The organism is Bradyrhizobium sp. SOJA106 (assembly GCF_059448745.1).
Window position 1 is genome coordinate 3,268,328 of record NZ_CM182549.1, and the last position, 22,426, is coordinate 3,290,753.

19 protein-coding genes are annotated in these 22,426 nt (G+C 65.9%); 6 read left to right on the plus strand and 13 right to left on the minus strand.

Going from position 1 to position 22,426, the window contains the following annotated elements; genetic code table 11:
• Positions 1-67: 67 nt before the first annotated feature.
• From AC5V87_RS14620 to AC5V87_RS14670, 11 genes are all read right to left on the minus strand, one after another.
• Entirely contained in the window at positions 68-355 is a 288-nt protein-coding gene (locus AC5V87_RS14620) for a YciI family protein (protein ID WP_456839422.1), read from the minus strand.
• Positions 356-420: 65 nt separating this feature from the next.
• Positions 421-1,395 carry a sugar ABC transporter substrate-binding protein gene (locus AC5V87_RS14625; RefSeq protein WP_495371399.1) on the minus strand — a complete coding sequence of 325 codons (975 nt, stop codon included), beginning with the start codon at positions 1,393-1,395 and terminating at the stop codon, positions 421-423.
• A gap of 43 nt (positions 1,396-1,438) precedes the next feature.
• Complete coding sequence (locus AC5V87_RS14630) at positions 1,439-2,416, minus strand: ABC transporter permease (RefSeq protein WP_495371400.1); 978 nt, start codon at positions 2,414-2,416, stop codon at positions 1,439-1,441.
• Positions 2,413-3,363, minus strand: a complete 951-nt coding sequence (locus AC5V87_RS14635) for an ABC transporter permease (protein ID WP_495371401.1) — start codon at positions 3,361-3,363, stop codon at positions 2,413-2,415. Before AC5V87_RS14635 ends, AC5V87_RS14630 begins: the two co-directional genes overlap by 4 nt.
• Positions 3,356-4,879: a sugar ABC transporter ATP-binding protein gene (locus AC5V87_RS14640; RefSeq protein WP_495371402.1), complete on the minus strand. Its 1,524-nt coding sequence runs from the start codon at positions 4,877-4,879 to the stop codon at positions 3,356-3,358. Before AC5V87_RS14640 ends, AC5V87_RS14635 begins: the two co-directional genes overlap by 8 nt.
• Positions 4,880-4,889: 10 nt before the next feature.
• Positions 4,890-6,284: an FAD-linked oxidase C-terminal domain-containing protein gene (locus tag AC5V87_RS14645; RefSeq protein WP_456839418.1), complete on the minus strand. Its 1,395-nt coding sequence runs from the start codon at positions 6,282-6,284 to the stop codon at positions 4,890-4,892.
• A gap of 63 nt (positions 6,285-6,347) precedes the next feature.
• Positions 6,348-7,232: an intradiol ring-cleavage dioxygenase gene (locus tag AC5V87_RS14650; RefSeq protein ID WP_495371403.1), complete on the minus strand. Its 885-nt coding sequence runs from the start codon at positions 7,230-7,232 to the stop codon at positions 6,348-6,350.
• A 14-nt stretch (positions 7,233-7,246) separates the two neighbouring features.
• A complete protein-coding gene (locus AC5V87_RS14655) occupies positions 7,247-8,149 on the minus strand; it encodes an NAD(P)-dependent oxidoreductase (RefSeq protein WP_495371404.1) in 903 nt (300 codons plus the stop codon).
• Positions 8,150-8,170: 21 nt separating this feature from the next.
• A complete protein-coding gene (locus tag AC5V87_RS14660; protein ID WP_495371896.1) occupies positions 8,171-9,535 on the minus strand; it encodes an amidohydrolase family protein in 1,365 nt (454 codons plus the stop codon).
• 4 nt (positions 9,536-9,539) lie between these two features.
• Positions 9,540-10,619: a maleylacetate reductase gene (locus AC5V87_RS14665; RefSeq protein ID WP_456839415.1), complete on the minus strand. Its 1,080-nt coding sequence runs from the start codon at positions 10,617-10,619 to the stop codon at positions 9,540-9,542.
• Positions 10,616-10,939 (minus strand): Dabb family protein, encoded by a 324-nt coding sequence (locus AC5V87_RS14670; RefSeq protein ID WP_027559005.1) that lies wholly within the window; start codon positions 10,937-10,939, stop codon positions 10,616-10,618. The genes AC5V87_RS14665 and AC5V87_RS14670 overlap by 4 nt, the downstream gene beginning before the upstream one ends.
• Positions 10,940-11,046: 107 nt before the next feature.
• On the opposite strand from AC5V87_RS14670, the gene AC5V87_RS14675 reads away from it, so the two are divergent.
• The 5 genes from AC5V87_RS14675 (at position 11,047) to AC5V87_RS14695 (ending at position 17,130) form a co-directional block, all read left to right on the plus strand.
• Complete coding sequence (locus AC5V87_RS14675) at positions 11,047-11,970, plus strand: LysR family transcriptional regulator (protein ID WP_456839414.1); 924 nt, start codon at positions 11,047-11,049, stop codon at positions 11,968-11,970.
• Between the two features lie 13 nt (positions 11,971-11,983).
• A complete protein-coding gene (xylB, locus tag AC5V87_RS14680; protein ID WP_456839413.1) occupies positions 11,984-13,429 on the plus strand; it encodes a xylulokinase in 1,446 nt (481 codons plus the stop codon).
• 130 nt (positions 13,430-13,559) lie between these two features.
• A complete protein-coding gene (locus AC5V87_RS14685) occupies positions 13,560-15,083 on the plus strand; it encodes a sugar ABC transporter ATP-binding protein (RefSeq protein WP_495371405.1) in 1,524 nt (507 codons plus the stop codon).
• A complete protein-coding gene (locus AC5V87_RS14690; RefSeq protein ID WP_495371406.1) occupies positions 15,076-16,116 on the plus strand; it encodes an ABC transporter permease subunit in 1,041 nt (346 codons plus the stop codon). The genes AC5V87_RS14685 and AC5V87_RS14690 overlap by 8 nt, the downstream gene beginning before the upstream one ends.
• A 66-nt stretch (positions 16,117-16,182) precedes the next feature.
• Positions 16,183-17,130 (plus strand): ABC transporter substrate-binding protein, encoded by a 948-nt coding sequence (locus tag AC5V87_RS14695; protein WP_495371407.1) that lies wholly within the window; start codon positions 16,183-16,185, stop codon positions 17,128-17,130.
• A 165-nt stretch (positions 17,131-17,295) separates the two neighbouring features.
• On the opposite strand, the gene AC5V87_RS14700 is transcribed toward AC5V87_RS14695, so the two are convergent.
• Positions 17,296-18,831, minus strand: a complete 1,536-nt coding sequence (locus AC5V87_RS14700; protein WP_495371408.1) for a glucosamine inositolphosphorylceramide transferase family protein — start codon at positions 18,829-18,831, stop codon at positions 17,296-17,298.
• Between the two features lie 28 nt (positions 18,832-18,859).
• On the minus strand, positions 18,860-20,050 hold the full coding sequence (locus AC5V87_RS14705) for a glycosyltransferase family 4 protein (protein WP_456839408.1): 1,191 nt from the start codon (positions 20,048-20,050) through the stop codon (positions 18,860-18,862).
• Between the two features lie 279 nt (positions 20,051-20,329).
• Between AC5V87_RS14705 and AC5V87_RS14710 the strand changes: the two genes are divergently transcribed.
• Positions 20,330-22,420, plus strand: coding sequence for a GumC family protein (locus AC5V87_RS14710; RefSeq protein WP_495371409.1), 2,091 nt, complete (start codon positions 20,330-20,332; stop codon positions 22,418-22,420).
• Positions 22,421-22,426 lie beyond the last annotated feature (6 nt).

The following is a 22,426-nucleotide window of genomic DNA, read 5'->3' on the forward strand; positions in this document are numbered from 1 at the left end:
GCGCTTTAGGTTGTTGTTTACGCATGATCTTTCCGGAAAACCGCTTCGCACTTTTCCGGATCATGCTCTAGCCCTGCCGGCGCAGGAAGCCGGTGATCGTGACTTTCTCCCAGATGCCCGCCGCGGCAAAGGGATCGGCGCGGTTGAAGGCTTCGACCTCGCTGCGGCCCGGCGCCTCGATCAGGAACAGGCTGCCGATCATGGTCTGGCCATCGTCGGAGACCAGCGGCCCCGACATCACGATCTTGACGCCGAAGGACGAGGTGTCGCTCAGGAAGGCCTTGTGGGCGTCGTAATTGGCGAGCCGGGTCGGCAGCGCGCCGGCGCGGTCGACGGCGTGGATGGCGAACAGCATGGTGTCTCCATGTTCTCAGGACGGCCGCGAGCGCGGCCGCCCGGTATTTGCGGTGATTGGTTGGTCTATTTGGCGCCGAGCTTGCCCGCGTCCTCGAACGTCGGGCAGGTGCGCTGCTCCAGCGGAACGTCGAACGGCTGGTAGTTGTCCTTGGTGATGACGGTCGGTTTCAGCACGATCTCGCTGATGACAGGCTGGTTGCGCAAGGAGCGGATCGCCATCATGGTGCCGAGGCAGCCTTGCGCAAATCCGTTGTAGTCGCCGCTCGCGAGCAGCTTGCCTGACTTGATCGCGTCGATGGCTTCCTTGGTGCCGTTGATGCCGATTACTTGCGCTTTCCGGTTCGCTCCGTCGAGCGCCTCGATCGCGCCGATCGCCATGGCGTCGTTGGCCGCGAGCACGCCGTCGATCTGCGAATTCGACTGCATCAGGTTCTCCATGACCTGGAGCGCCTGGAGCCGCTGGTAGTTGCCGGGCTGCGAGGCCAAGAGCTTGGCGCCCGGGGCCTCCTTCAGCGCGTCGTTGAAGCCGCGGACGCGGTCGACGTTTGTCAACGAGCCCTTGACGCCCTCGATGATGACGATGTTGCCCTTGCCGCCCAGCGTCTTGAGCAGGAAGCGCGCGGTCTCCAGCCCCAGGCTGTAATCGTCGGCGCCGACGAAGGACAGGAATTTTCCGCCCGCCGAGCGGTCGGTGATGTTGACGACGGGGATCTTGGCCTCATTGATCTTCTCGACGCCCGGCACCATCGCCTTGTAATCAACCGGCGTGAACACGATCGCGCTCGGCTTCTTCACCACGACGTCCTCGATCTGGCTGAGCTGCTCGGGGATCGAGTCGGGCTTGGTCGGGATGTATTGCAGCGTCTTCGCGTTCAGCGACTTCGCCATGTTGTCGGCGCCGACCCGCACCGTCTGGAAGAACGGGTTGGTCTGGTTCTTGGTGAAGACGGCGATGGTCTCGCCGTCGGCGCGCGCTCCAGTCGTGAACGCAGCCGCCATCAGCAGCGGCAGCGCCAGATAGCCAAGTTTCTGTTTCATCGTGCCTCCATCCCTCATTTTGCTTGTTGGATTGTTGAAAAACTCATTGCGCGCGGCGGCGGGTCTTCATGTCGAGCCAGACCGCGAGAATGACGATGATGCCCGTGACCAGCGGCTGCCAGTTGGCGCTGACCGAGAGCAAGTTCATGCCGTTCAGCACCAGCGTCAGGATCAGCGCGCCGATGAAGGTGCCGAACACGGTGCCGACGCCGCCGAACAGCGAGGTGCCGCCGATCAGCACGGCCGCGATCGCCGGCAGCGTCAGGCTTTCGCCGATATCGGCCTCGGCCGAATTGAGCCGCGACAGGAAGATGATCGAGGCGAGCCCCGCCATGGTGCCCGAGACCGCGTAGACCAGCAGCAGGCGCCGCGCAACGGGAATGCCGGAGAGGCGGGCGGCGACCGGATTGGCGCCGATCGCATAGATCTCCTGCCCCCAGATCGTGCGCTGTGCGAACAACGTGCCGATGCCGAGGAAGACCAGCAGCAGATAGACCGGAATGGGCAGGCCGAACAGATATCCGCTGCCGATCTGGCGGAAGCCCGCGGGGAAGCCGTGCAGGGTCTCGCCCGCCATGTACCAATAAGTCAGGCCGTTCAGCACCCAGAGCATGCCGTAGGTGGCGATGAAGGAGGGGATGCGCAGCGCGGTGACCATGATGCCGTTGAGGAGGCCGACGATGCCGCCGCAGGCAAGGCCGGTGAGGATGCCGAGCGCCGGCGAGCCGGTCTTGTGGATCACGGTGCCGGCAATGCAGGCCGACAGCGCGACATTGGCGCCGACGGAGAGATCGAGGCCGGCCGTGAGCACCACCAGCGTCAGGCCGGAGGCGATGAAGAAGGTCAGGCTCGCTTGCCTCAGCACATTGAGGATGTTGCCGAGGCTCAGGAAGGAATCGCTGAGCACGGCGAGCAGCGCACAGATCAGGAGCGCCGCGAGCAGGCGATAGAACAGCTGGATCGCGTCCTGCGACAGGAACGAGCGGGGCGGTGCGATGGCGTCCTTGGTGATGTCGGTCATGCGCGGCTCCTGAGGCCGTCGAGGAACAGGGCAACGATGACGAGGACGCCGACGCTTGCGACCTGCACCGAGGACGGCAGCGAGATCAGGTTCAGGCCGTTGCGCAGCACGCCGACGGAGAGGACGCCGAGCAGGGTGCCGAGCAGCCAGCCATTGCCGCGCTCGAATGAGGTGCCGCCGACCGCGACTGCAGCGATGGCGTCGAATTCGAGGCCGAGGCCCGCGGTCGGGTGGCCGGAATTCATTCGCGCGGTCATCAGCAGACCCGCGATGCCGGCCATGGCGCCGCCGATCGCGTAGACCGCGATCAGCAGCTTGTTGGGCGAAAGGCCGGCATAGCGCAGCGCCTCGCGATTGCCGCCGAGCGCAAAGATGTAGGTGCCGAAGCGGGTGTGATAGAGCAGGCCGTGGAACGCCGCGTAGGTCACCAGCGCCATCACGATCGGCACGGGAACGCCGAGCAGCGTCGCCGAATAGATGTCGCGCACGCTGTGGGGAATTCCGACCACGCTCTGGCCGTCGCTGACGATCAGCGACAGGCCTTGCGCCATGCCGAGCGTGCCGAGCGTCGCGACGAAGGGCGGGATACCGAGGATCGCGACCAGCCAGCCGTTGGCGACGCCGAACGCCGCGCCGACAACGAGGCCGGCGCCGAGGCCGAGCAGCATCGACTTGGTCGCGAGCGACACGATCGCGACGCAGAGCGAGGTCAGTGTCAGCACCGCGCCCATCGACAGGTCCAGCCCCTCGGTCATGATGATCAAGGTCATCGGCAGCGCGAGCATGGTCAGGATGGTCGACTGCACCAGCACGTTGGAGAGGTTGGCGGCCGACAGGAAGCCGGGCGCAATGGCGCTGAACAGCGCGATCAGCAGCACCAGCACGATGGCGACGCCGGGGATGCGCTGCAGTGGATTGGGTTGTGATACGACCGCGGCTTCACGCATGATGCATCCCCAGTCGCACGATGTTCTCCTCGGTCAATTCATTGCGGGTCAGATGCCCGGCGATGCGTCCCTCGCGCATCACATAGGCGCGGTCGCAGACATGGCAGATCTCGACCTGTTCGGACGAGATCATGAGCGCGGCCGCGCCCTCCGCGACGAGCCGGTCGATCAGGGTAAAAATCTCGGACTTGGCGCCGATGTCGATGCCGCGCGTCGGCTCGTCGAAGATGAAGAGCTTCGAGCCGGCCGCCAGCCATTTGCCGATCACGACCTTCTGCTGGTTGCCGCCCGAAAGCAGGCCCACGGTCTGCCGCGCGCTCGGCGTCGCGATCCGCAACTGCCGGATCAGAGCGTCCGAGGTGCGCTGCGCGCTGCGCTGGTCGAACAGGCCGCTCGGGAACAGCTTTTTCAGCGCCGACACGACCAAATTATCGCCAACCGAGCGGAGCAGCGCGAGACCTTCGCTCTTGCGGCTCTCCGGGATCAGCGCAATGCCGCGGCGGGCGGCGAGATCAGGCTCGCCGGAGATGCTCTTGCCCTCGAAGATGATCTCGCCCGATGTCACGGGATCGGCGCCGAAGATGGCGCGCGCCACCTCGCTGCGGCCGGAGCCGACCAGGCCGCACAGGCCGACGATCTCGCCGCGGCGGACCTCGATGTTGATGTCGGAGATGCCCGTCGCGGCCGAGAGGCCCTTGACCTCGAGCAGTACTTCGCCGGGCTTATCGGCAAAATTGCGCGGATAGGTCATGTCGACGTTGCGGCCGACCATCATGCGCACCAGTTGGTCCGGTGTGACATCGGCGGGCTTGACGCCGTCGATGCGGCGGCCGTCACGCAGCACCGTGATGCGGTCGCCGAGCGCGAACACCTCGGCCATGCGGTGCGAGATGTAGACGATCGACACGCCATCGGCCTTGAGCCGCGCGATCAGCGCGAACAGCAGCTCGGTCTCGCGATCGGACAGCGCCGCGGTCGGCTCGTCCATCACGAGGATGCGTGCGTTCTGGCTGATTGCTTTCGCGATCTCGACCATCTGCTGCTGCGCCACGCCGAGCTTGTCGACCGTGGTGGAGGGATCGATGTCGAAGCCGATCGTGTCAAGCACGCGCTTGGCCTCGGCCAGGATCCTGCGGCGGTCGATGGTGCCGGGGATGCGGCCTTTCGGCTCGCGGCCGAGGAAGATGTTCTGGGCGATGTCGAGATAGGGAACCAGCGAGAATTCCTGGAAGATCACGGCAATGCCGAGCTTCTGCGCATCCGCGGTCGAGGAGATCGCGACCTTCTCGCCCTCGTAATAGAACTCGCCGGCATCGGCACGATAGGCGCCGCACAGCACTTTCATCAGGCTCGATTTTCCGGCGCCGTTCTCGCCGAGCAGCATGTGGACTTCGCCGGGGTAGACGGCAAAGGACACGTCATCCAGCGCCTTGACGCCCGGAAACGCCTTGCTGATGCCGCGCAGCTCCAGCAGCGGCGTGGGCGAGGTGACCTCGATCGGGAGCGCGTCGCTCATGCCATCTCACTCATGTCTTGGCTCCGCCTGCAAAGATCTTTCCGGGGTTCATCAAGCCGTTCGGATCGAGCGCGGTCTTGATCGATCGCATCACGTCGACGGCGTCACCGAGCTCGTCGGTGAGGTAGTCGATCTTGCCGAGCCCGATGCCGTGCTCGCCGGTGCAGGTGCCGTCCATGGCGATGGCGCGGGCGACCATGCGGGCCTGCAACGCCTTGGCGCCCTCGGTCTCCTCCTGTTTCAAGGGGTCGATCAGGATCAGCATATGAAAATTGCCATCGCCGACATGGCCGACGATCGGCGCGGTGAAGCCGTGCTCGTCCGCATCGCGCCGCGTCTGGGTCAGGCATTCCGCCAGCCGCGAGATCGGTACGCAGACGTCGGTAATCACCGCGCGTGCGCCGGGCCGCAGGCCGAGGCCGGCATAGAGCGTGTTGTCGCGGGCGTGCCAGAGCCGGCTGCGGTCTTCTGGGGCCTTGGCCCAGGCAAAGCCGTGGCCGCCATGATCGGCGGCGATCGCCTGCGCCGCCTCGGCCTGCTCGGCGACGGAGTTTTCGGAGCCGTGGAATTCGAAGAACAGGGTCGGGGCCTCGCGATAGCCGAGCTTGGCGTAGGCGTTGATGCCGCGCATCATCACGTCGTCGAGCAGCTCGATGCGCGCCACGGGGATCGCGGACTGGATCACGGAGATCGCGGTGTCGACGGCATCGTGCAGGGTATCGAAACTGCAGACCGCAGCCGAGATCGCCTGCGGCACGGGATGCACCTTCAGCGTGATCTCGGTGATGACGCCGAGCGTGCCTTCCGCGCCGACGAACATGCGCGTCAAATCATAGCCCGCCGCCGACTTCCGCGCGCGTTTCGCGGTGCGGATCACGCGGCCGTCGGCCAGCACCACCTCCAGCGCCATGACATTGTCCTTCATGGTGCCGTAGCGAACCGCCATGGTGCCGGAGGCGCGCGTCGAGGTCATGCCGCCGATCGAGGCGTCGGCGCCGGGATCGATCGGAAAGAACAGTCCGGTGTTGCGCAGCTCCGCATTGAGCTGCTTGCGGGTGATGCCGGGCTGCACGACGACATCCATGTCGCTGTCATGCACGCTGAGCACCTTGTTCATGCGCGCGAAATCGAAGCAGACGCCGCCGGCGACCGCGGCCGCATTGCCTTCGAGCGAGGTTCCGGCGCCGAACGGGACGATCGGCATGCCCGCGCCCGCACAGAGCTTGACGATCTCGGCGACCTCCTGTGTCGTCTCGGGGAACACGACGATGTCGGGCGGCAGATTGCGATAATGCGATTCGCTCTGCCCATGCTGGTCGAGCACGCCGCGCGCTACGCTCGCGCGCGGGCCGATCATGCCGGTGAGGCGGTCGGCCAATATGCTCGTGCTGACACGAGGTCCCATCCCAAAACTCCCGTCTGCTCCCTGTTGCCGGACTCTTGTCGGTCCGCGGCGTCGTCGATCGGCTTAGGCGGCTCTTGCGCTGCTCGCAACCTGCTTCAGGCCGAAATCATAGTTGAGGTGAAAATACTCGCTGTCCACCATGCGACCATCCGGCGCACGGCCGGCGGGATGCCTCGTGAATTCGCGGATTAGGCTGTCCTTGACGCCGAACACCACGTCGCTGTCGAGATACTGGTCGCCGGCAACGAACACGTGGGTCACCAGCTGCTCGAAGCCGGGCGCTGAGATCATGAAATGCACATGTGCAGGGCGCCAGGGATGGCGGCCCTGCGCCTCCAGCATCTCGCCGACCGGACCGTCATGCGGGATCGGATAGGCGGCCGGCTTGATCGACCAGAAATGGAAGCGGCCGTTGGCATCGGTGTGGAAGCGCGCGCGCATCGCGAGATCGCCGATCTCGTCGAGCTGCTGCACGTCGTAATAGCCGTGGTCGTCGGAGTGCCACACGTCGACGACGGCGCTCGCCAGCGGCTTGCCGTCGACGGTCGAGACCGAGCCGGTGACCAGCATCGGATCGCCTTCCATCGGGCCGGAGATATCGGCGCCGCTGTCCTTTTCAGGCGCGGCCTGGACGAAGAACGGGCCGAGCACCGTGGTTTCGGTCGCGCCTTCCGGCACCGGATGGTTGATGGCGTCGACCAGCATGGAGACACCGAGCGTGTCCGAGAGCAGGATGAACTCCTGGCGCTTGTCATCGCACATGTGGCCGGTGCGGGTCAGGAAATCGATGCCGTACTCCCATTCCTTCTGGGTCGGGCGCACCTCGCGGACGAAGGCGTGAAGGTGGCGCACCAAGGCTTCGCTGACCTCTTTGATGCGCGGATCGGTGGCGCCCGCGATCCGCTCCAGCACCGCGTCCGTGATCGTGTTCTCGTTGAAGTTACGCATATGTATCTCCACGATCAGAGTTTCGGTTCGCCGAGGCCGGACAGCCGCTCGAGATGCTTGACGGTCGCGATGAAGTCGGCCTCGCCATCGCCCTGCGCCACCAGCGAGCCATAGGTCTCCCGCACTTGCGCGGCGAGTTGCAGCGGCACGCCGACCGAATGGCCGGCACCCAGGATGAGATCGAGGTCCTTGGCCATCTGCTTGCAGGAGAAGGTGGACTCGAAGTCTCGCGTCCGCAGCGGCGCGGTCTTGTACTTCACCATGGGCGAAGCCACCGCGCTGTCGTCGAGCACCTTCAGGATGTCCTGCCAGGCGATGCCGCCCTTGCGGGCCAGCGCCAGGCTCTCCGCCATCATCGCGGCCGACACCGCGATCATCAGGTTGACCGAGAGCTTTGCGTAGCGCGCTTCTTCGGCGGGGCCGAGATAGGTCTGGGCACGGGTGAAGGCGGCGAACAGCGGCTTTGCGGTCTCGAACGCGTCCTTCGGCCCCGAGACGAAGCAGGTCAGCGCGCCGGTGTGGACGATGCTGGCATTGCCGGAGACCGGCGAGCGCAGATAGGCGATGCCGCGTGCCTGCGCCGCGGCAGCAACCTCGCTGGAAGCCTCGACGCTGACGGTGCTGGTTTCGATCAACACGGCCCCAAGCGCCATCGCCGCGATCAGGCCGGCGGGACCGAGCAGCGCGCCGCGCAGGGCGGCGTCATCGGGCAGGGAGGTGATCACCGCCGCTTTGCCGCTCACGGCCTCGGCGGGCGAGGCGGCGATAGAAATGCCTTGCGTACGCGCCTCGCTGATCCGCACCGCGCTCTGGTCGAACGCGGTGACGGCGTAACCGGCCTTGGCGACGAGCACCGACATCGGGAGGCCCATCTTGCCGATCCCGATGAAAGCAACATTCTTCGTAGCGTCTGTCATTGTCGTTGTCCGTTGGCGCCTTCAGGCGGCGCGTCCTTGTCGTTCGATGTCCCGTACCAGCCGCCGGCCGGATTGCACCAGCAGCTCCTTCTTCGTCTGCAGCCCTTCGACGAGTAGCTTGCCGTTCCGCTTCTTCCAGGTACCGCCGATCATGACGGCCTCGATATTGGCAAGGCTTGTCTGCATCACCACCGTCGCGACGGGATCGTGCACCGGATGGAGATTGAGATCGGAGGCGTTGATGAGGACGAGGTCGGCGAGCTTGCCCGGCGAGAGTGAACCGATCTGGCGCTCGCGGCCGAGCATGCGGGCGCCTTCGGTGGTGACCCAGCGCAGCGCCTCGCGGACGGGAATCGTGGTCGTCGCCGGAATGGTACCGTTCGCTTTGCGCGATTCCGCGTTGTCGAGCGCTCGCTGCATCGACAATGCAACGCGGGCGACCGAGAGGAGGTCGCCGGCCAGCACCGATTCGAGATCGATGCCGATGGTCGGGCGCACGCCGCGCTTGAGCAGCCGTCCGGTGATCGGAAAGCCGTGGCCCTGGATCATCTCGTTCTCCGGCGTGACGGAGAACGAGACGCCGAGGTCGACGAGGTGATCGAGCAGGTCGTCGGGCAGATCGTTGCCATGAACGATGTTGATGCCGGCGCCGACGAGGCCGGCCTCGATCAGCTTCTCCCAGCCGCCGGGCGTCTTGGCCGGTCCGCCGCCCTGATGCATCGATGCGATCAGATTGAGCTCCCGCGCCAGGCGGAAATCGTGCATGGCGACGTCCAGTGTCGAATAATGGGGTCCGAGGATCGCAAGTCCCAGCGTGACCAGGCCGTCGCGATCGGCGAGGGGCCCCCCCAGCAGCCGCTCGACCTCGCGGCGCGGATGCGGCACTTCCGAGAAATGCGGCTCGCCTGGTTTCGGCTCCGGCTTCGGAGAGCCATGGAAGAAGGCGGCGCGGATGCCGCTCTCGATCAGGCCGCGCACGGCCGCGTCGGTGTGATCGGGCGTCGGATTGTTGTGACACCAATCGACCAGCGTGGTGACGCCATGGTTGATCTGGTTCAGCGCGCCGACGAGCGTCGCGATGTGGATGTCCTCGGGCCGGAACACGGTGGCAAGGCCCGCATGCATGCGGCGGAAATATTCCAGCAGCGTCCAGTTGGCGGCGAAGCCGCGCAAGCCGGTCTGCCAGGTGTGCATGTGCGCGTTGATCAAGCCGGGAATGACGATGCGGCCCGTGCCATCGACGATCTCTGTGTCGGCCGCGACGTCGATCGACGGCCGTACGTCGACGATGCGGCTGCCCTCGACCAGCACGTCGCCGGTCGGAAGATCGCCGATCGCGTCATCCATGCTGATGACGGTGGCCGATCTGATCAGCGTGCGTCGCATCATCTCACGCCGCCGCTTTGATGGTAACGGGCGGCTGGCCGGCCCAGGCGCGCGCGATCAGGTCGCGGATGGCATTGCGCTCCAGCGGGCGTGGGTTCCAGTAGGCATTGGTGACGGCGAGATCCGCCGCCTTGTCGATGCCGCTCTCGGGCATGCCGACGTCGCGCAGCGCCAGCTTCGCGCCCAGCCGTTTGGCGAGATCGTAGAGACCCTGCGACGCATCGGCAGCGCCAATCGCGCGCGAAATGCGCGCCATCGCCTCGGGTACGGCCGGCGCATTGTAGGCCAGCGCATGCGGCAGCACGATCGTATGGGTCTCCGCATGCGGCAGGTCAAACGTGCCGCCCAGCGTATGGCAGAGCTTGTGATGCAGCGCCATGCCGACGGTGCCGAGGCAGACGCCGCATAGCCAGGCGCCGTAAAGGGCTTCGGTGCGGGCTTCGCGATCATCGCTCTTGACGCTGATCGCGGGAAGGGCGCGCGCCAGCGCACGGATGCCTTCCTCCGCCATCAGCGATGTCACGGGATTGGTGTCGCGGGCATAGAGGGCCTCGACAGCATGCGCGATCGCATTGATGCCTGAGGTCGCCGCGAGACCAACCGGCAGCGTCAATGTCAGATCGACATCGTAGATCACGGTCTCCGGCAGCACGGCCGCATCGCGCACCGTGGTCTTGAGGCCGTTCTCCGTCTGGCCGACGATCGGCGTCATCTCCGAGCCGGCATAGGTGGTGGGAATGCAGAGCTGATTGACGCCGGTGCGCAAGGCCAGCGCCTTGCCGAGGCCTGTAGTCGAGCCGCCGCCGAGCGAGACGACGCAATCGGCCTCGCATGCCTTCATCGCCGCGAGCGCGCGCTCGGTGACATCGACCGGCGTATGCATCGTGGCGCCCGGAAAAATGCCGGCATAGAGCGGGCCGAGCGCGGCACCGAGGCTCTTACCTTGTGCCTCCTGCTGCGGCGTCGTCAACACCAGCGCGCGCTTGCCGCCGAGCCGCTCCACCTCGGCTTTGGCCGATGCCAGGGTTCCGCTGCCGAACACGACGCGGCAGGGCAGGTTTTCAAAGGTGAACGTACCGATCATGCGCCGGTCTCTTTGATGGGATAATCGACCTGGAAGCGTCCGATCCGCAAGTCGCCCAGCGCCTCGCGGACGCGCAGGTGCTCCGGATGATTGGCATAGGCGCTGAGCGCCGCCTGGTTGGTGAACTCCGAGAACAGCACCACATCGCAGGCATAGTCGACCGCACTGACGTCCATGCCGACCTCGATGTGGGTGAGGCCGTCGATCCGGCCCTTGAGGCCCTCGAACAGGGTCTTGACCTTCAGCCGGGCGGCGGAGCGCTCCTCGGGGGTCTCCCCGCGCAGCCGCCACATCACGATGTGCCTGATCGGGCCCGACATTTCCTGATTTCCTCGCCTGCCATTGTGCTTTGTTGGGGGCATTTTGCCTTGCGGAAAACGGAAATAAAGGCCAATCTTCGTAAGTCTCTTTTCCTCTTTGCGCAAAAATGGACCGGCTGCTCCAACTCGAAGTCTTCTCCAAAACCGCCGAGCTCGGCAGTCTTTCCAAGGCCGCCGAAATGCTGCGGATGTCGAACGCGGCCGCCAGCCGGCATCTCAGCGCGCTGGAGGAGCGGCTTGCGGTCCGGCTGATCGAACGCAACACGCGCCGGCAATGGCTCACCGAGGCAGGGCAGGAGCTGTTGCAGCGCTGCAGCACGCTGCTGAACGAGCTCGCCGAAGCCGAGGACGCCGTCTCCGACCGCGCGCTGTCGCCGAAGGGCATGCTGCGCGTAACGTCTTCGCTGTCCTTCGCGATGATCTATCTCGCGCCGATGCTGCCGGCCTTCCGCGCGCTCTATCCTGATCTCAGCGTGCAGATCATCAGCGCCAACCGCTATCTGGATTTCATCGAAGCCGGCATCGATGTGGCGATCCGCACGCGCGAGCACGAGCCGGATTCCAACATCGTCGTCCGCCGCATCGGCCAGATGCACCGCGTGCTCGCGGCGGCTCCCTCCTATCTGGAGAAGCACGGCCGGCCCGAGCATCCCGCCGATCTCGCCCGTCACAACATGCTGATCTACAATCTCGCCAACGATCCCTATTCGCTGCGGTTGAGCAAGGGCAGCACGACGCAGACGGTTCGGATCGCGCCGACGCTCGACAGCAATGACGGCCAGATCATCTGTGGCGCGGCGCGCGCAGGGCTCGGCATCCTGATTCAGCCGCTCTACATTGTGCAGAGCGACATCGCGGCCGGCCGGCTGGTGCCCGTCCTGAGGGACTGGGAGCTGCCGCTGCTCACGATGAACATCGCCTATCAGAACCGCGTCAGGCTGCCGGCCAAGATCAGGGTCTTTTCCGACTTCCTCGTCAGCCACATTCGGGAGCATTCGGAGCCCGGAATCTGGATCGACGCGACCAAGTGAGCGGAGAGCATCCATGTATCTCGGCATCGATCTCGGGACCTCCGCGGTCAAGACCGTTCTCGTCGACGATGCCCAGCGCGTGATCGCAAGCGAGAGCCGCCCGCTTGCGACGGCCTCGCCGCTATCAGGCTGTTATGAGCAGGAGCCCGCGCAGTGGATTGAAGCGACCTTTGCCACGCTGGACGCTCTGAAGGCGAGCCATGCCGCTGCGTTGGCGGCCGTCGAAGGCATCGGACTATCCGGCCAGATGCATGGCGCCACGCTGCTCGATGCGAGCGGGAAGCCGCTCCGGCCCTGCATCCTCTGGAACGACGGACGTGCTGCCGCGGAGTGTCGCATTCTGGAACGACGCTGGCCCGCCTTGCGTGCGACGACGGGCAACAAGGCGATGCCCGGTTTCACCGCGCCGAAGCTGCTGTGGATCGCGGCGCACGAGCCTGAAATATTCGCGGCGACCAAGCTCGTTCTGCTGCCAAAGGCCTATTTGCGCCTGGTGCTATCAGGCGAGGCCGTCGAGGACGTGTCGGATGCATCGGGATCGCTCTGGCTCGACGCCGCGCGCCGAGACTGGTCGGAGGCCGCGCTGGCGGCGACCGGCCTGTCGCGCGGTCACATGCCGCGCCTGGTCGAGGGATGTGCGCCCGCATCGACGCTGCGCGGCGAGCTCGCGCTGCGTTGGGGCATGCGCAGGCGGCCGGTGATCGCGGGCGGCGCCGGCGACAATCCGGCGGGCGCCGTCGGCATCGGCGCGATCCGGCCGGGAACCGCGTTCGTGTCGTTGGGAACTTCCGGTGCCTTGCTGGCGCCGACCAGCGCCATCGCCGCCAACCCGGATCGCGCGGTGCATACGTTCTGTCACGCCGTTCCCGGCATGTGGATTCAGGCCGGTGCAATTCTCTCGGCCGCCTCCTGCCTCGCCTGGATCGCGCGCCTTCTCGGCGCCAGCGAGGCCGAGCTGCTGGCGCCGCTTGGATCGCACCCGCGGGCACCGTCACCGGTGAGCTTCCTGCCTTATCTTGCCGGCGAGCGGACGCCGCATGACGATCCCCTCGTCCGCGGCATGCTCGATGGCTTGAGCCATGGCACCGATCGCGGGACGATCGTGCAGGCGGTGCTCGAAGGCGTTGCCTTCGCGCTCGCCGATTGCCGCGACGTGCTCGCTGATGCCGGCATCGCGATCGCGGAGGCCGACGCCATCGGCGGTGGTTCGCGGTCCCCGTTCTGGCTCTCGGTGCTGGCGAGCGTGCTGAATGTTCCGGTCCATCGTTTTGCCGGAGGTGAAACCGGCGCGGCGTTCGGTGCGGCGAGATTGGGGCGGCTTGCTGTCACCGGTGAGGCGGTCGCCGCCGTATGCACGCGGCCGCAGCGCATCGAGACCTTTGAACCCGACGCCGGGCTGGTCGATGCTTATGCCGACCGGCTTCCCGCCTGGCGCGAACTGTATCGGCCGCGCCACTAGTGCCGCTTCGATGTTGCCTTCCCGTGTCTTCGGTATTGCCCTGCGCCGCAGCCTTTTGTTTAATGCGTGAACCGCGCTGAGAAACCGATTGAGACGCGGGTAGGAAACGCATTGTGCGTCGGGAGGCACGATGGACGATCCGATCCTCGAGATGCGCGGGGTCTCGAAATCCTTCTTCGGCATCAAGGCGCTGCGTGCCGTCGATCTCACCGTCTATGCCGGCGAAATCCATGCTTTGATGGGAGAGAACGGCGCCGGAAAGTCGACGCTGATGAAGATCCTGTCCGGCGCCTACCGGCCTGATGCCGGCGGCGAGATCCGCATCGAGGGACATCCGGTCCGGATCGAAGGTCCGCTCGGCGGTCGTGCGGCGGGCATCTCCATCATCTATCAGGAACTGTCACTGGCTCCCAATCTCAGCGTTGCCGAAAATATCTATCTGGGACGGGAGCTATCGCATGCAGGCTTGCTGGCCCGCGGCGCGATGCGTGAAGGCGTCGGGCCGATCCTGAAGCGGCTGGGCGCAGACTTCCTGCCATCGACGCTGGTGGCGCACCTGTCGATGGGCCAGCGGCAACTGGTCGAGATCGCCCGCGCGCTGCACGCGAGATCAAAGATCCTGATCATGGACGAGCCAACCACCTCGTTGTCGGCGGCCGAAAGCGAGCGGCTGTTCGCGCTGATCCGCCAGCTTCGCTCCGAGGGGCTCGCCATTATCTACATCTCGCATCGCATGGACGAGGTCTACGCGCTCGGCGACCGTGTCACCGTGCTGCGCGACGGCCGGCTGGTCGGCTCGCTCGACAAGCAGGGCATCCGCGCCGATACCATCGTCCGCATGATGGTCGGGCGCGATGTTTCCTCGTTCTACAAGAAGGAGCACGATGCCGAAGCGGGACGCGGACATCCGGTGCTCGCGGCGAGCGATATGGCTGACGGACGCCGCGTCAAGGGCTGCTCGCTCACCGTGCATGCAGGCGAGGTGGTGGGGCTCGCCGGCCTGATCGGTGCCGGCCGGACCGAGCTTGCGCATCTCATCATCGGCGCGGCGCCCAGGACTGCCGGCCGTCTCGAGCTCGAGGGACGCCCGATCGACATCCGCACGCCGGGCGAGGCGCTCGAGGCCGGCATCGCTTACCTGACGGAAGACAGGAAGGCGCTCGGCCTGTTTCTCGACATGTCGTGCCTGGACAACATCAATCTCGCCGTGCTCGGGCGCGATGCGAAGCTCGGCTGGGTCCTGGATCGCGACAAGGCGCGCGAGCGGGCCGAACGAGCCTTCGCAGGGCTCAGCATCCGCGCCGCCAATGTCGGCGTCGCCGCAGGGGGCCTGTCCGGCGGCAACCAGCAGAAGGTGCTGCTGTCGCGGCTTCTCGCCATTGCGCCGAAGGTGTTGATCCTCGACGAGCCGACGCGCGGCGTCGACGTCGGCGCCAAGTCGGAGATCTATTCGATCATCGACAATCTGGCCAAGGCCGGCACCGCGATCCTCGTCATCTCGTCCGATCTGCCCGAGATCATCGGCATCTGCGACCGCGTCGTCGTGATGCGTGCCGGCCACATCGCCGGCGAGGTCACGCGTGGCCCGCATTCACCGCTGGCGCAGGAAGACATCATGGCGCTTGCCACGGGGATGGAGCATCTCGATGCCTGACAACGGTGCTTCGAAGGCCAGTGCCGTCTCGACGACGACCAACGGTGCCGCTGCGGAGACGAGGCGTCAGCGGGTGAGAATGCTGATCAGCGCGCTCGGCATGCTGCCGGTGCTGCTGGTTCTCTGCATCGGCTTCCACATGCTGTCCGAGGGGCGCTTCTTCACCGGACAAAATCTCGGCATCGTGCTGCAGCAGGCCGCGGTGAACACCGTGCTCGCCGCTGGCATGACCTTCGTCATCCTCACCGGGGGCATCGACCTCTCGGTCGGCTCGATCCTGGCGGCCTCGGCGATGGCCGGGTTGACGCTCTCCAAGCTGCCGGAGCTCGGCATGCTGTGGCTGCCGGCCGCGCTCGTCACCGGCCTTGGCTTCGGCCTCGTCAACGGTGCGCTGATTGCGCTCCTGCGGCTCCCGCCCTTCATCGTCACGCTCGGCTCGCTCACCGCCGTGCGCGGCCTGGCGCGGCTGCTCGGCGCCGACACCACCGTGTTCAATCCCTCGATTCCCTATGCGTTCATCGGCAACGGCTCGCTGACGCTGGTCCCCGGCGTTGCGTCGATCCCGTGGCTGTCGGTGATCGCCTTACTCGTCATCCTCGTCTCCTGGCTGGTGCTGCGCCGGACCGTGCTCGGCGTGCACATCTATGCGGTGGGCGGCAATGAAAGCGCGGCACGGCTTGCCGGCATCAAGGTCTGGGCCGTGCTGATCTTCGTCTACGGCGTCTCGGGGTTGTTCGCGGGGCTCGGCGGCGCCATGCAGGCGGCGCGCCTCTATGCGGCCAACGGTCTGCAGCTCGGCCAGTCCTATGAGCTCGACGCGATCACCGCCGTGATCCTGGGCGGCACCTCGTTCGTCGGTGGCATCGGATCGATCTGGGGCACGCTGGTCGGCGCGTTGATCATCGCCGTGCTGTCGAACGGGCTGATCCTGATCGGCGTCTCCGACATCTGGCAATATGTGATCAAGGGCCTCGTCATCATCGGCGCCGTGGCGCTCGACCGCTACCGCCTGCAAGGGTCGGCCAGAACGTGATGCGACGTTCCGTTGCGGCAACTGGTCTGCCGTGCCGGGGATGAAGACAGACCAGGGAGGATACCAATGTTGAAGACCATCATGCTCGCCGGCGCTGCCATGGCGCTTGCCCTAGGCACCGCGCCGTCCTGCGCCAAGGAGCTCAAGTCGATCGGCGTCTCGCTGGGATCGATGGGCAACCCGTTCTTCGTCGCGCTGTCGAAGGGCGCCGAGTTCGAGGCGAAGAAGACCAACCCCAATGTGAAGATCACGACGGTCGGCTTCGAATACGATCTCGGCAAGCAGGTCACCCAGATCGACAATTTCATTGCCGCCGGCGTCGATCTGATCCTACTGAACCCGGGTGATCCCAAGGCGATCGGGCCGGCGATCAAGAAGGCGCAGGCGGCAGGCATCGTTGTCGTCGCGGTCGACACCGCGGCCGAAGGCGCCGATGCCACCGTGACGACCAACAACGTGCAGGCCGGCGAGATCTCCTGCCAGTACATCGTCGACAAATTGGGAGGCAAGGGCGACGTCATCATCGAGAACGGGCCGCAGGTCTCCGCCGTGATCGACCGCGTCGTCGGCTGCAAGAACGTCTTCTCGAAGAATCCCGGCATCAAGGTGCTGTCCAGCGACCAGGACGGCAAGGGCTCGCGCGAAGGCGGGCTCAACGTGGCGCAGGGCTATCTGACGCGCTTCCCGAAGATCGATGCCATCTTCGCCATCAACGATCCGCAGGCGATCGGCAGCGATCTTGCGGCGCGACAGCAGAACCGCACGGGCATCATCATCACTGCAGTCGATGGCGCGCCCGATATCGAGGCGGCGCTGAAAGATCCGCAGTCGCCGCAGATCCAGGCCTCGGCTTCGCAGGATCCGTTCTTCATGGCGCGGCGGGCCGTGCAGGTCGGCGTCGGCATTCTCAACGGCCAGAAGCCGGCCTCCACCGTCGAGCTCCTGCCGTCCAAGCTCGTGACCAGGGACAACGTCGCCGAGTACAAGGGCTGGACCTCGGATCGCTCGCAGTAGGACGTCCGCCGCTGCCGAGACTGCTCGAAACGAGCCATGGCGGACGGCGTTTGATCAACGCCGCCCGCCGTGTCATAGGCGCCAAAACGCGCGCCGATCGGCCGTACGAGCGCGCGGGGCAGCTCTTGTGTTAGCCTCGCACGATCTCGATCGGCTGGCGGCGGCTCAGCAGGCCGTTAACGCGCTGGCTCGCGCGGGTAAAACGGCCGATGGAAATTTGCTGGCGAAGGCACGGCTCTTGGGTTGAACGCGCGATCCGTCGATCACCTCGAGCCGGCCGCAGCGGTTCAGCGTGTGCAGCTTCCTGCCGGGCCAGGCCGGGCCGGGCTTGAGAGAGTGGCGGACCACCTGCCTGTATGTCGTCGGCGACAGCTCGACGATCTCCGCAAGGGCGAGCGCTGCGCCGTATGCGTCAGTGCAGTCCTGCACCGGCCGCCACAATTTGCCATCGATGGTGACGAAATTCCCCGCAGGTCGCGTGCTTGCGCGATCGATCAGCACCGGGTTGCTGGCATGCGGCAGCCACGGGCCGAGCAGGTGTTCGGCGTAATAGATTGCCAGCGAATCCGAGTAGCCGCCGGCTCCGTCGCGCCAGGCGCCGAACAGATAGTTCAACCCGTTGTGCCGCGTGATCGTCGCGTCGGCGAACTCGAGGCCCGACAGCAGCGTCGCGTGCCGCTCCCATTTGTCCGGAAACCGGACGCATTTGTAGAGCGCAACATCGCGGTGGAGCGAGCTTTCCGGGATCATCCACAACTCGCCATCATCCTCGATCAGGAATGGATAGGAAAGGTGCCAAGGCTCCTCCAGCACCGGCACGACCTCGCCGATGGGCCCGCTGTCGCTGAACTCGATCGCCGAGATGATGCCTTTGCCGACGCGGTGATCGAGATCCTCGAAGAAGACGAAGGTCCGTCCGCGCCAGGTGATCGGGAAGGGATCGGCGTAGAAATGGTTTCCGGGATCGCCGAGCACGTTCCAGCGCGGCCCGGAAAGATCTCCGGTTTGCCAGATGCCCGCGCCGTCATTGAAGCGCCATCCGACATGCCAATGCGGCGCATAGCAGCACAGGCGATAAATCTTCTTGGCGACCGATACGGCGAGGCCGCGCAGCACATAGGGTGCCGGCTGCCGGCCATTGCCACCAGCGGCGGGACGCGCCAGCTGCGGCACGATGCGCGGCCGTCCCGACAGGATGGCCGCCACCATGGTCAGCGTTCGCGCCATGACCGTTTCAAGCCCGCCGCTCAGGCCGGCCGCGGTCTCCGCGGACGGATGGCCGCGATCGAGCACGGCGCCGTCGACCTCATTGACGATCTCGACGACAGGCAGATCGCCGGCGAGGATGGCGGTGAGCGCAGCGTTCTCGCCGGCGGTGCCATTGAACAGGGGGCGGAGATAGAGCCGGGCCGTGCAATTCGGATCCCGTGCCGCGCCGGTGAAGTCGACGATCACGTCGGCCGTGCCGCTTGGCGCTTGCGTGCGTTCCGGAATGATCTTCAGCTTGCCGGCGCCGCTGGGCTTGCCCTTGTGCAACACCAGGCGCTCGAGCTCGAACAGCGCATCGAGACCAGCGGGCCGCGGCTGTGCCGTCGCGGTCCATGCGATCCGGACCGGAACGTCGCGGCCGTCGATCGACAGCGTCTGACGGCCCATCCACTGCCGCGCATGGTCACGTTCACAGCGAAACTCGATGATCATGTCGAGCTCATCTCTTCCAACGCCCTGGTCAGATGACCCGGCCGAGAATTCGAACGTATTCCTCCACCATCGCATCGACCGAATAGCGCGACTTTAGGCCCTTCGCATTCTGTCGCAGCTCGCTGCTCAATGCCTGGTCATTCAGGAGTCTCGAGACGGCGGCCGACAGCTGCGCATGATCGGTGGCATCGACGAACAGGGCTGTCGGCTTGCCCTCGAAGGACAGCACCTCGCGCAGCACGGGAAGGTCGGTGACGACGGAAGGAACGCCGGCGTTTGCGGCCTCGACTGCGGCAAGGCCGAAGGTCTCGGCCTGCGTCGGAAAGACGAACACATCGAGACAGGCGAGAAACTCCGCCATCCGGCGCGGTGGGATTTCGCCGAGCAGATGCAATCTGTCCGTTACTTTCAGCTCACCCGCGAGCTGCCTCAGCCGCGCCTCGTCGGCCCCCTGGCCGGCGAGGGCAAGGTGCCACGACGGTTGATCGGGCAGGAGGCGGATCGCCGCATCGAGCCGCTTGTGCGGGTGCAGCCGCGCGGCGCAGCCGAGCAATGTGCGATCCAGCGGCAGGTCGAATGTCTGCCGCGCAGCCTGCTTCGACAAGGTGAGCGCCTTGTCGTCGAAGCCGTGTGGGACATGCACCATGCGCGACGTGTAGGCCGCGGGGTAGCGTGAATATTCGCGCTCCATGTCTTTCGAGTTGAGCGTGATGCAATCGAAGAAGCCGAGGCTGCCCATGGCGATGTCGGCGGTGCGCACCGGCCAGCTCATCGAGAGCGCGGATGACACCTGGTTGGCAACGACTGGCGCGCGGCTGACGAGGCGCGTCACGCCCGCGCCGATGACGTTGCCGAAATGCTGGAAGGTCAGGACGGCATCGGGCCGGATGGTCCTGATATGGCGGCCGAGCGTCCACAGCATGCGCAGCAGCGCCAGCGCATTGCCGGGACGGCGCGAGGCGCAGTAGAGCGTATCGGGCGGCTCGTCGAACGAATCGGACTTGCGGAAGAAGAACAGATTGGTGACGCGGTAGCCGCGAGCGGTCAGCCCGGCGCCGAGGAGCCTCGAGATCTCCTGCGCCCCCGCGTTCTCGGCCTGCGTCTGCACGAGAAGCACGCGCGGCTTTGCTCCGCCACCGTCCGGTCTTGCCAGCGCCGCCGCGGTCGACGGCAGCCTCGGTGCCTCGCCCAGTTCTGTGCCTAGCTGGTAATGGAGCACGGATCCCGCCCGCTAGTGAAATCTTCACCTTCTTAACTCCGTACCTATCACGCGGGCATCGGCCAGACACCGACTAGCAACAAACGGAGTTAATGCGCCCCGCTGCCGGAAACACATCATTCACAAGGGAATTCCGCTTGCTCTCGGGCGCATGGCGCGAGCGCGTTAACCATTTGGTCATGGTCGTGCGGGGGCGGGTAACCGCGGATTAACCATAGATAACTACGTTGGGGGCAGGCCACTGAACCAGTGTTTGCCAGTTGAATCCGAGTAATTTCCATGACGTTCGGTCGCCGCGTAGACCCGACCAGTTCCGGATCGACCGCCGCGTCGTGGCAGCCCCGCAATTCGTCGAACGGTAAGGGAAGCGGGGTCGCCGCGCGCGGTGTCCTCACGACCGCCGGCGCGCTGTCCTTCATCCGGGACAACGGTCGCCGCATCCTGACGCTCGCGCTCGCGATGTTCGCGCTCGGCGTCGTCGTTCTGCTCGTGATCCCGGTGCGATATGCCGCGACCGCGCTCGTCGTCGTCGATCCCCGCGAGCAGCGCGTGACCACCGAACAGGACGTCCTGCCGGGCATCGGGCAGGACAGCGCCGCGCTGCAAAGCCTGGTCGAAGTCGCCAAATCCGACGGCTTTCTCAAGCCGCTGCTCGAGCAGCTCAGGATTCGCGACGATGACGACATTTCCGGGGGACACACCGACCCCGCGCGCCTGCTCGAGCGCTTCCGCAACCGGCTCGATATATCACGCCGCGGGCTGACTTACGTCATCGCCTTCCGCTTCACCTCGAACCGGCCGGACCGCGCAGCCTATTATGCCAATGCCATCGCCGAGGCGTTCGTCGCGAGCCAGAAAAGCATCCGCACCGAGGCGACCGACGAGGCCGCCGACTGGCTGAGCAGCCGGCTCAAGACGTTGAGCGACAGGTTGAAGGCGTCGGAGGACGCGGTTGCCGCCTTCAAGCTCGAGCACAGGATCGTCAACGCCGGCAAGGATTCCACGACGCAGCAATTGCGCGTGAGCGAGCTGTCGCAGCAGGTCGCCGCTGCGCGTGCGCGGACCGAAGAGGCCAAGGCCCGCTTTGAGCAGGCGCAGCGCGACCTCAAGGGCAATGTCGAGAGCCCCGTCAAGCAGGATCTGCTGAGCGCGCTGCGTGCCCAGCGCTCGGCGCTCAACGATCAGATCGCGCAGAAGCGGGCCGTGCTCGGTGATCGCCATCCCGACCTCGTGATGTCGTACAGCCAGCTGAACGATCTCAACAGGCAGATCGAGGTGGAGCGGGCCAAGGGCATCGACACCGCAAAGTCGGAATATGAAGCGCAGCGCGATCAGCAGAAGGCCCTGGAAAGCCAGATGAAGGCGGCGGAATCGCAGCTGCTGGTCGACGGTCAGGCGCTGGTGAAGCTCCAGGAGCTGCAGCGCGATGCCGAGGCCAACAGGAACATCTACGAGCAGTTCCTCTCGCGCTCCAAGACCACGAACGAGCAGCGCCTGTTGCAGAGCTCGCAGACCAAGATCGCCTCATCCGCCGTTCCGCCGCTGCGCTCGACGCTTCCGCCGCTACCCTTGCTGCTCGCAGCGCTCGCGATCGGCTCGCTGCTGACATCGACGGCGGTCGTTGTCGCAACGGGACGCGGATCGGAGAAACCCGTTCCGGACGTTCGCGAGCGCGACGCCGAAGTCGCTGAGCGCCAGCCCGGAGCTTGGTCGCGACCGCCGGTGTGGGCCCGCGTTCCCGAGCTGATGCCGGGCGAGGGGCCCAGAAACATCTGGCAAGGTCCGCTGTCCGCAACCGCCGAGCTCGATCTCGGTCCCTATCTCCGGCCGCTGCTCGAGCGGCTGGAGAAGTCATCGGGACCGCGGGGCAAGGTCGCGCTCGTGCTGTCGGTCGGCAAGCGCGCCGGCGGTAACACCGTCGCGCGGTCGCTGAACCGGTGGGCGGTGAACCGCGGCAAGCTGAGCGTCCTGATCCGGGTCGAGCCGGACCTCGGCGGTGCCCGTCCTGCCAACGCCAAAGCGCCGGCGGACGGCATGACCACCACGGCGGATGTCCGCAGCGTCGATGAGCTTCTCGGCGCCGGCAAGCGGCGCGACGCGACGCCCGCGGACGATATTCGCTCCGAGTTCGATCTGATCGTCGTTCACGCGACGTCGCTGGCGTTGCAGCCGGAAGCGGCGGCGCTGGCGGCGCACGCCGACCTCGTCATTCTGGTCGCGCGCGAAGACGCCGTCGATTCAGCGGCGATGCGCCGGGCAACGGCCGCGCTCTCCCGGTTCGGCGGCGTGCCCACCGGGATCGTCGTCAATCACGTGCCCGCCGATCCCTCGGCGCAGCGACGGGGCGAAGTGCTGGGGCTGGCCGGCTGAACCCGC

Bases quoted from the DNA above. Each gene is read 5' to 3' on its own strand.
- AC5V87_RS14620 (WP_456839422.1), bottom strand. From the start codon at position 355: ATGCTGTTCGCCATCCACGCCGTCGACCGCGCCGGCGCGCTGCCGACC.
- AC5V87_RS14625 (WP_495371399.1), bottom strand. From the start codon at position 1,395: ATGAAACAGAAACTTGGCTATCTGGCGCTGCCGCTGCTGATGGCGGCT.
- AC5V87_RS14630 (WP_495371400.1), bottom strand. From the start codon at position 2,416: ATGACCGACATCACCAAGGACGCCATCGCACCGCCCCGCTCGTTCCTG.
- AC5V87_RS14635 (WP_495371401.1), bottom strand. From the start codon at position 3,363: ATGCGTGAAGCCGCGGTCGTATCACAACCCAATCCACTGCAGCGCATC.
- AC5V87_RS14640 (WP_495371402.1), bottom strand. From the start codon at position 4,879: ATGAGCGACGCGCTCCCGATCGAGGTCACCTCGCCCACGCCGCTGCTG.
- AC5V87_RS14645 (WP_456839418.1), bottom strand. From the start codon at position 6,284: ATGGGACCTCGTGTCAGCACGAGCATATTGGCCGACCGCCTCACCGGC.
- AC5V87_RS14650 (WP_495371403.1), bottom strand. From the start codon at position 7,232: ATGCGTAACTTCAACGAGAACACGATCACGGACGCGGTGCTGGAGCGG.
- AC5V87_RS14655 (WP_495371404.1), bottom strand. From the start codon at position 8,149: ATGACAGACGCTACGAAGAATGTTGCTTTCATCGGGATCGGCAAGATG.
- AC5V87_RS14660 (WP_495371896.1), bottom strand. From the start codon at position 9,535: ATGCGACGCACGCTGATCAGATCGGCCACCGTCATCAGCATGGATGAC.
- AC5V87_RS14665 (WP_456839415.1), bottom strand. From the start codon at position 10,619: ATGATCGGTACGTTCACCTTTGAAAACCTGCCCTGCCGCGTCGTGTTC.
- AC5V87_RS14670 (WP_027559005.1), bottom strand. From the start codon at position 10,939: ATGTCGGGCCCGATCAGGCACATCGTGATGTGGCGGCTGCGCGGGGAG.
- AC5V87_RS14675 (WP_456839414.1), top strand. From the start codon at position 11,047: ATGGACCGGCTGCTCCAACTCGAAGTCTTCTCCAAAACCGCCGAGCTC.
- xylB (WP_456839413.1), top strand. From the start codon at position 11,984: ATGTATCTCGGCATCGATCTCGGGACCTCCGCGGTCAAGACCGTTCTC.
- AC5V87_RS14685 (WP_495371405.1), top strand. From the start codon at position 13,560: ATGGACGATCCGATCCTCGAGATGCGCGGGGTCTCGAAATCCTTCTTC.
- AC5V87_RS14690 (WP_495371406.1), top strand. From the start codon at position 15,076: ATGCCTGACAACGGTGCTTCGAAGGCCAGTGCCGTCTCGACGACGACC.
- AC5V87_RS14695 (WP_495371407.1), top strand. From the start codon at position 16,183: ATGTTGAAGACCATCATGCTCGCCGGCGCTGCCATGGCGCTTGCCCTA.
- AC5V87_RS14700 (WP_495371408.1), bottom strand. From the start codon at position 18,831: ATGATCATCGAGTTTCGCTGTGAACGTGACCATGCGCGGCAGTGGATG.
- AC5V87_RS14710 (WP_495371409.1), top strand. From the start codon at position 20,330: ATGACGTTCGGTCGCCGCGTAGACCCGACCAGTTCCGGATCGACCGCC.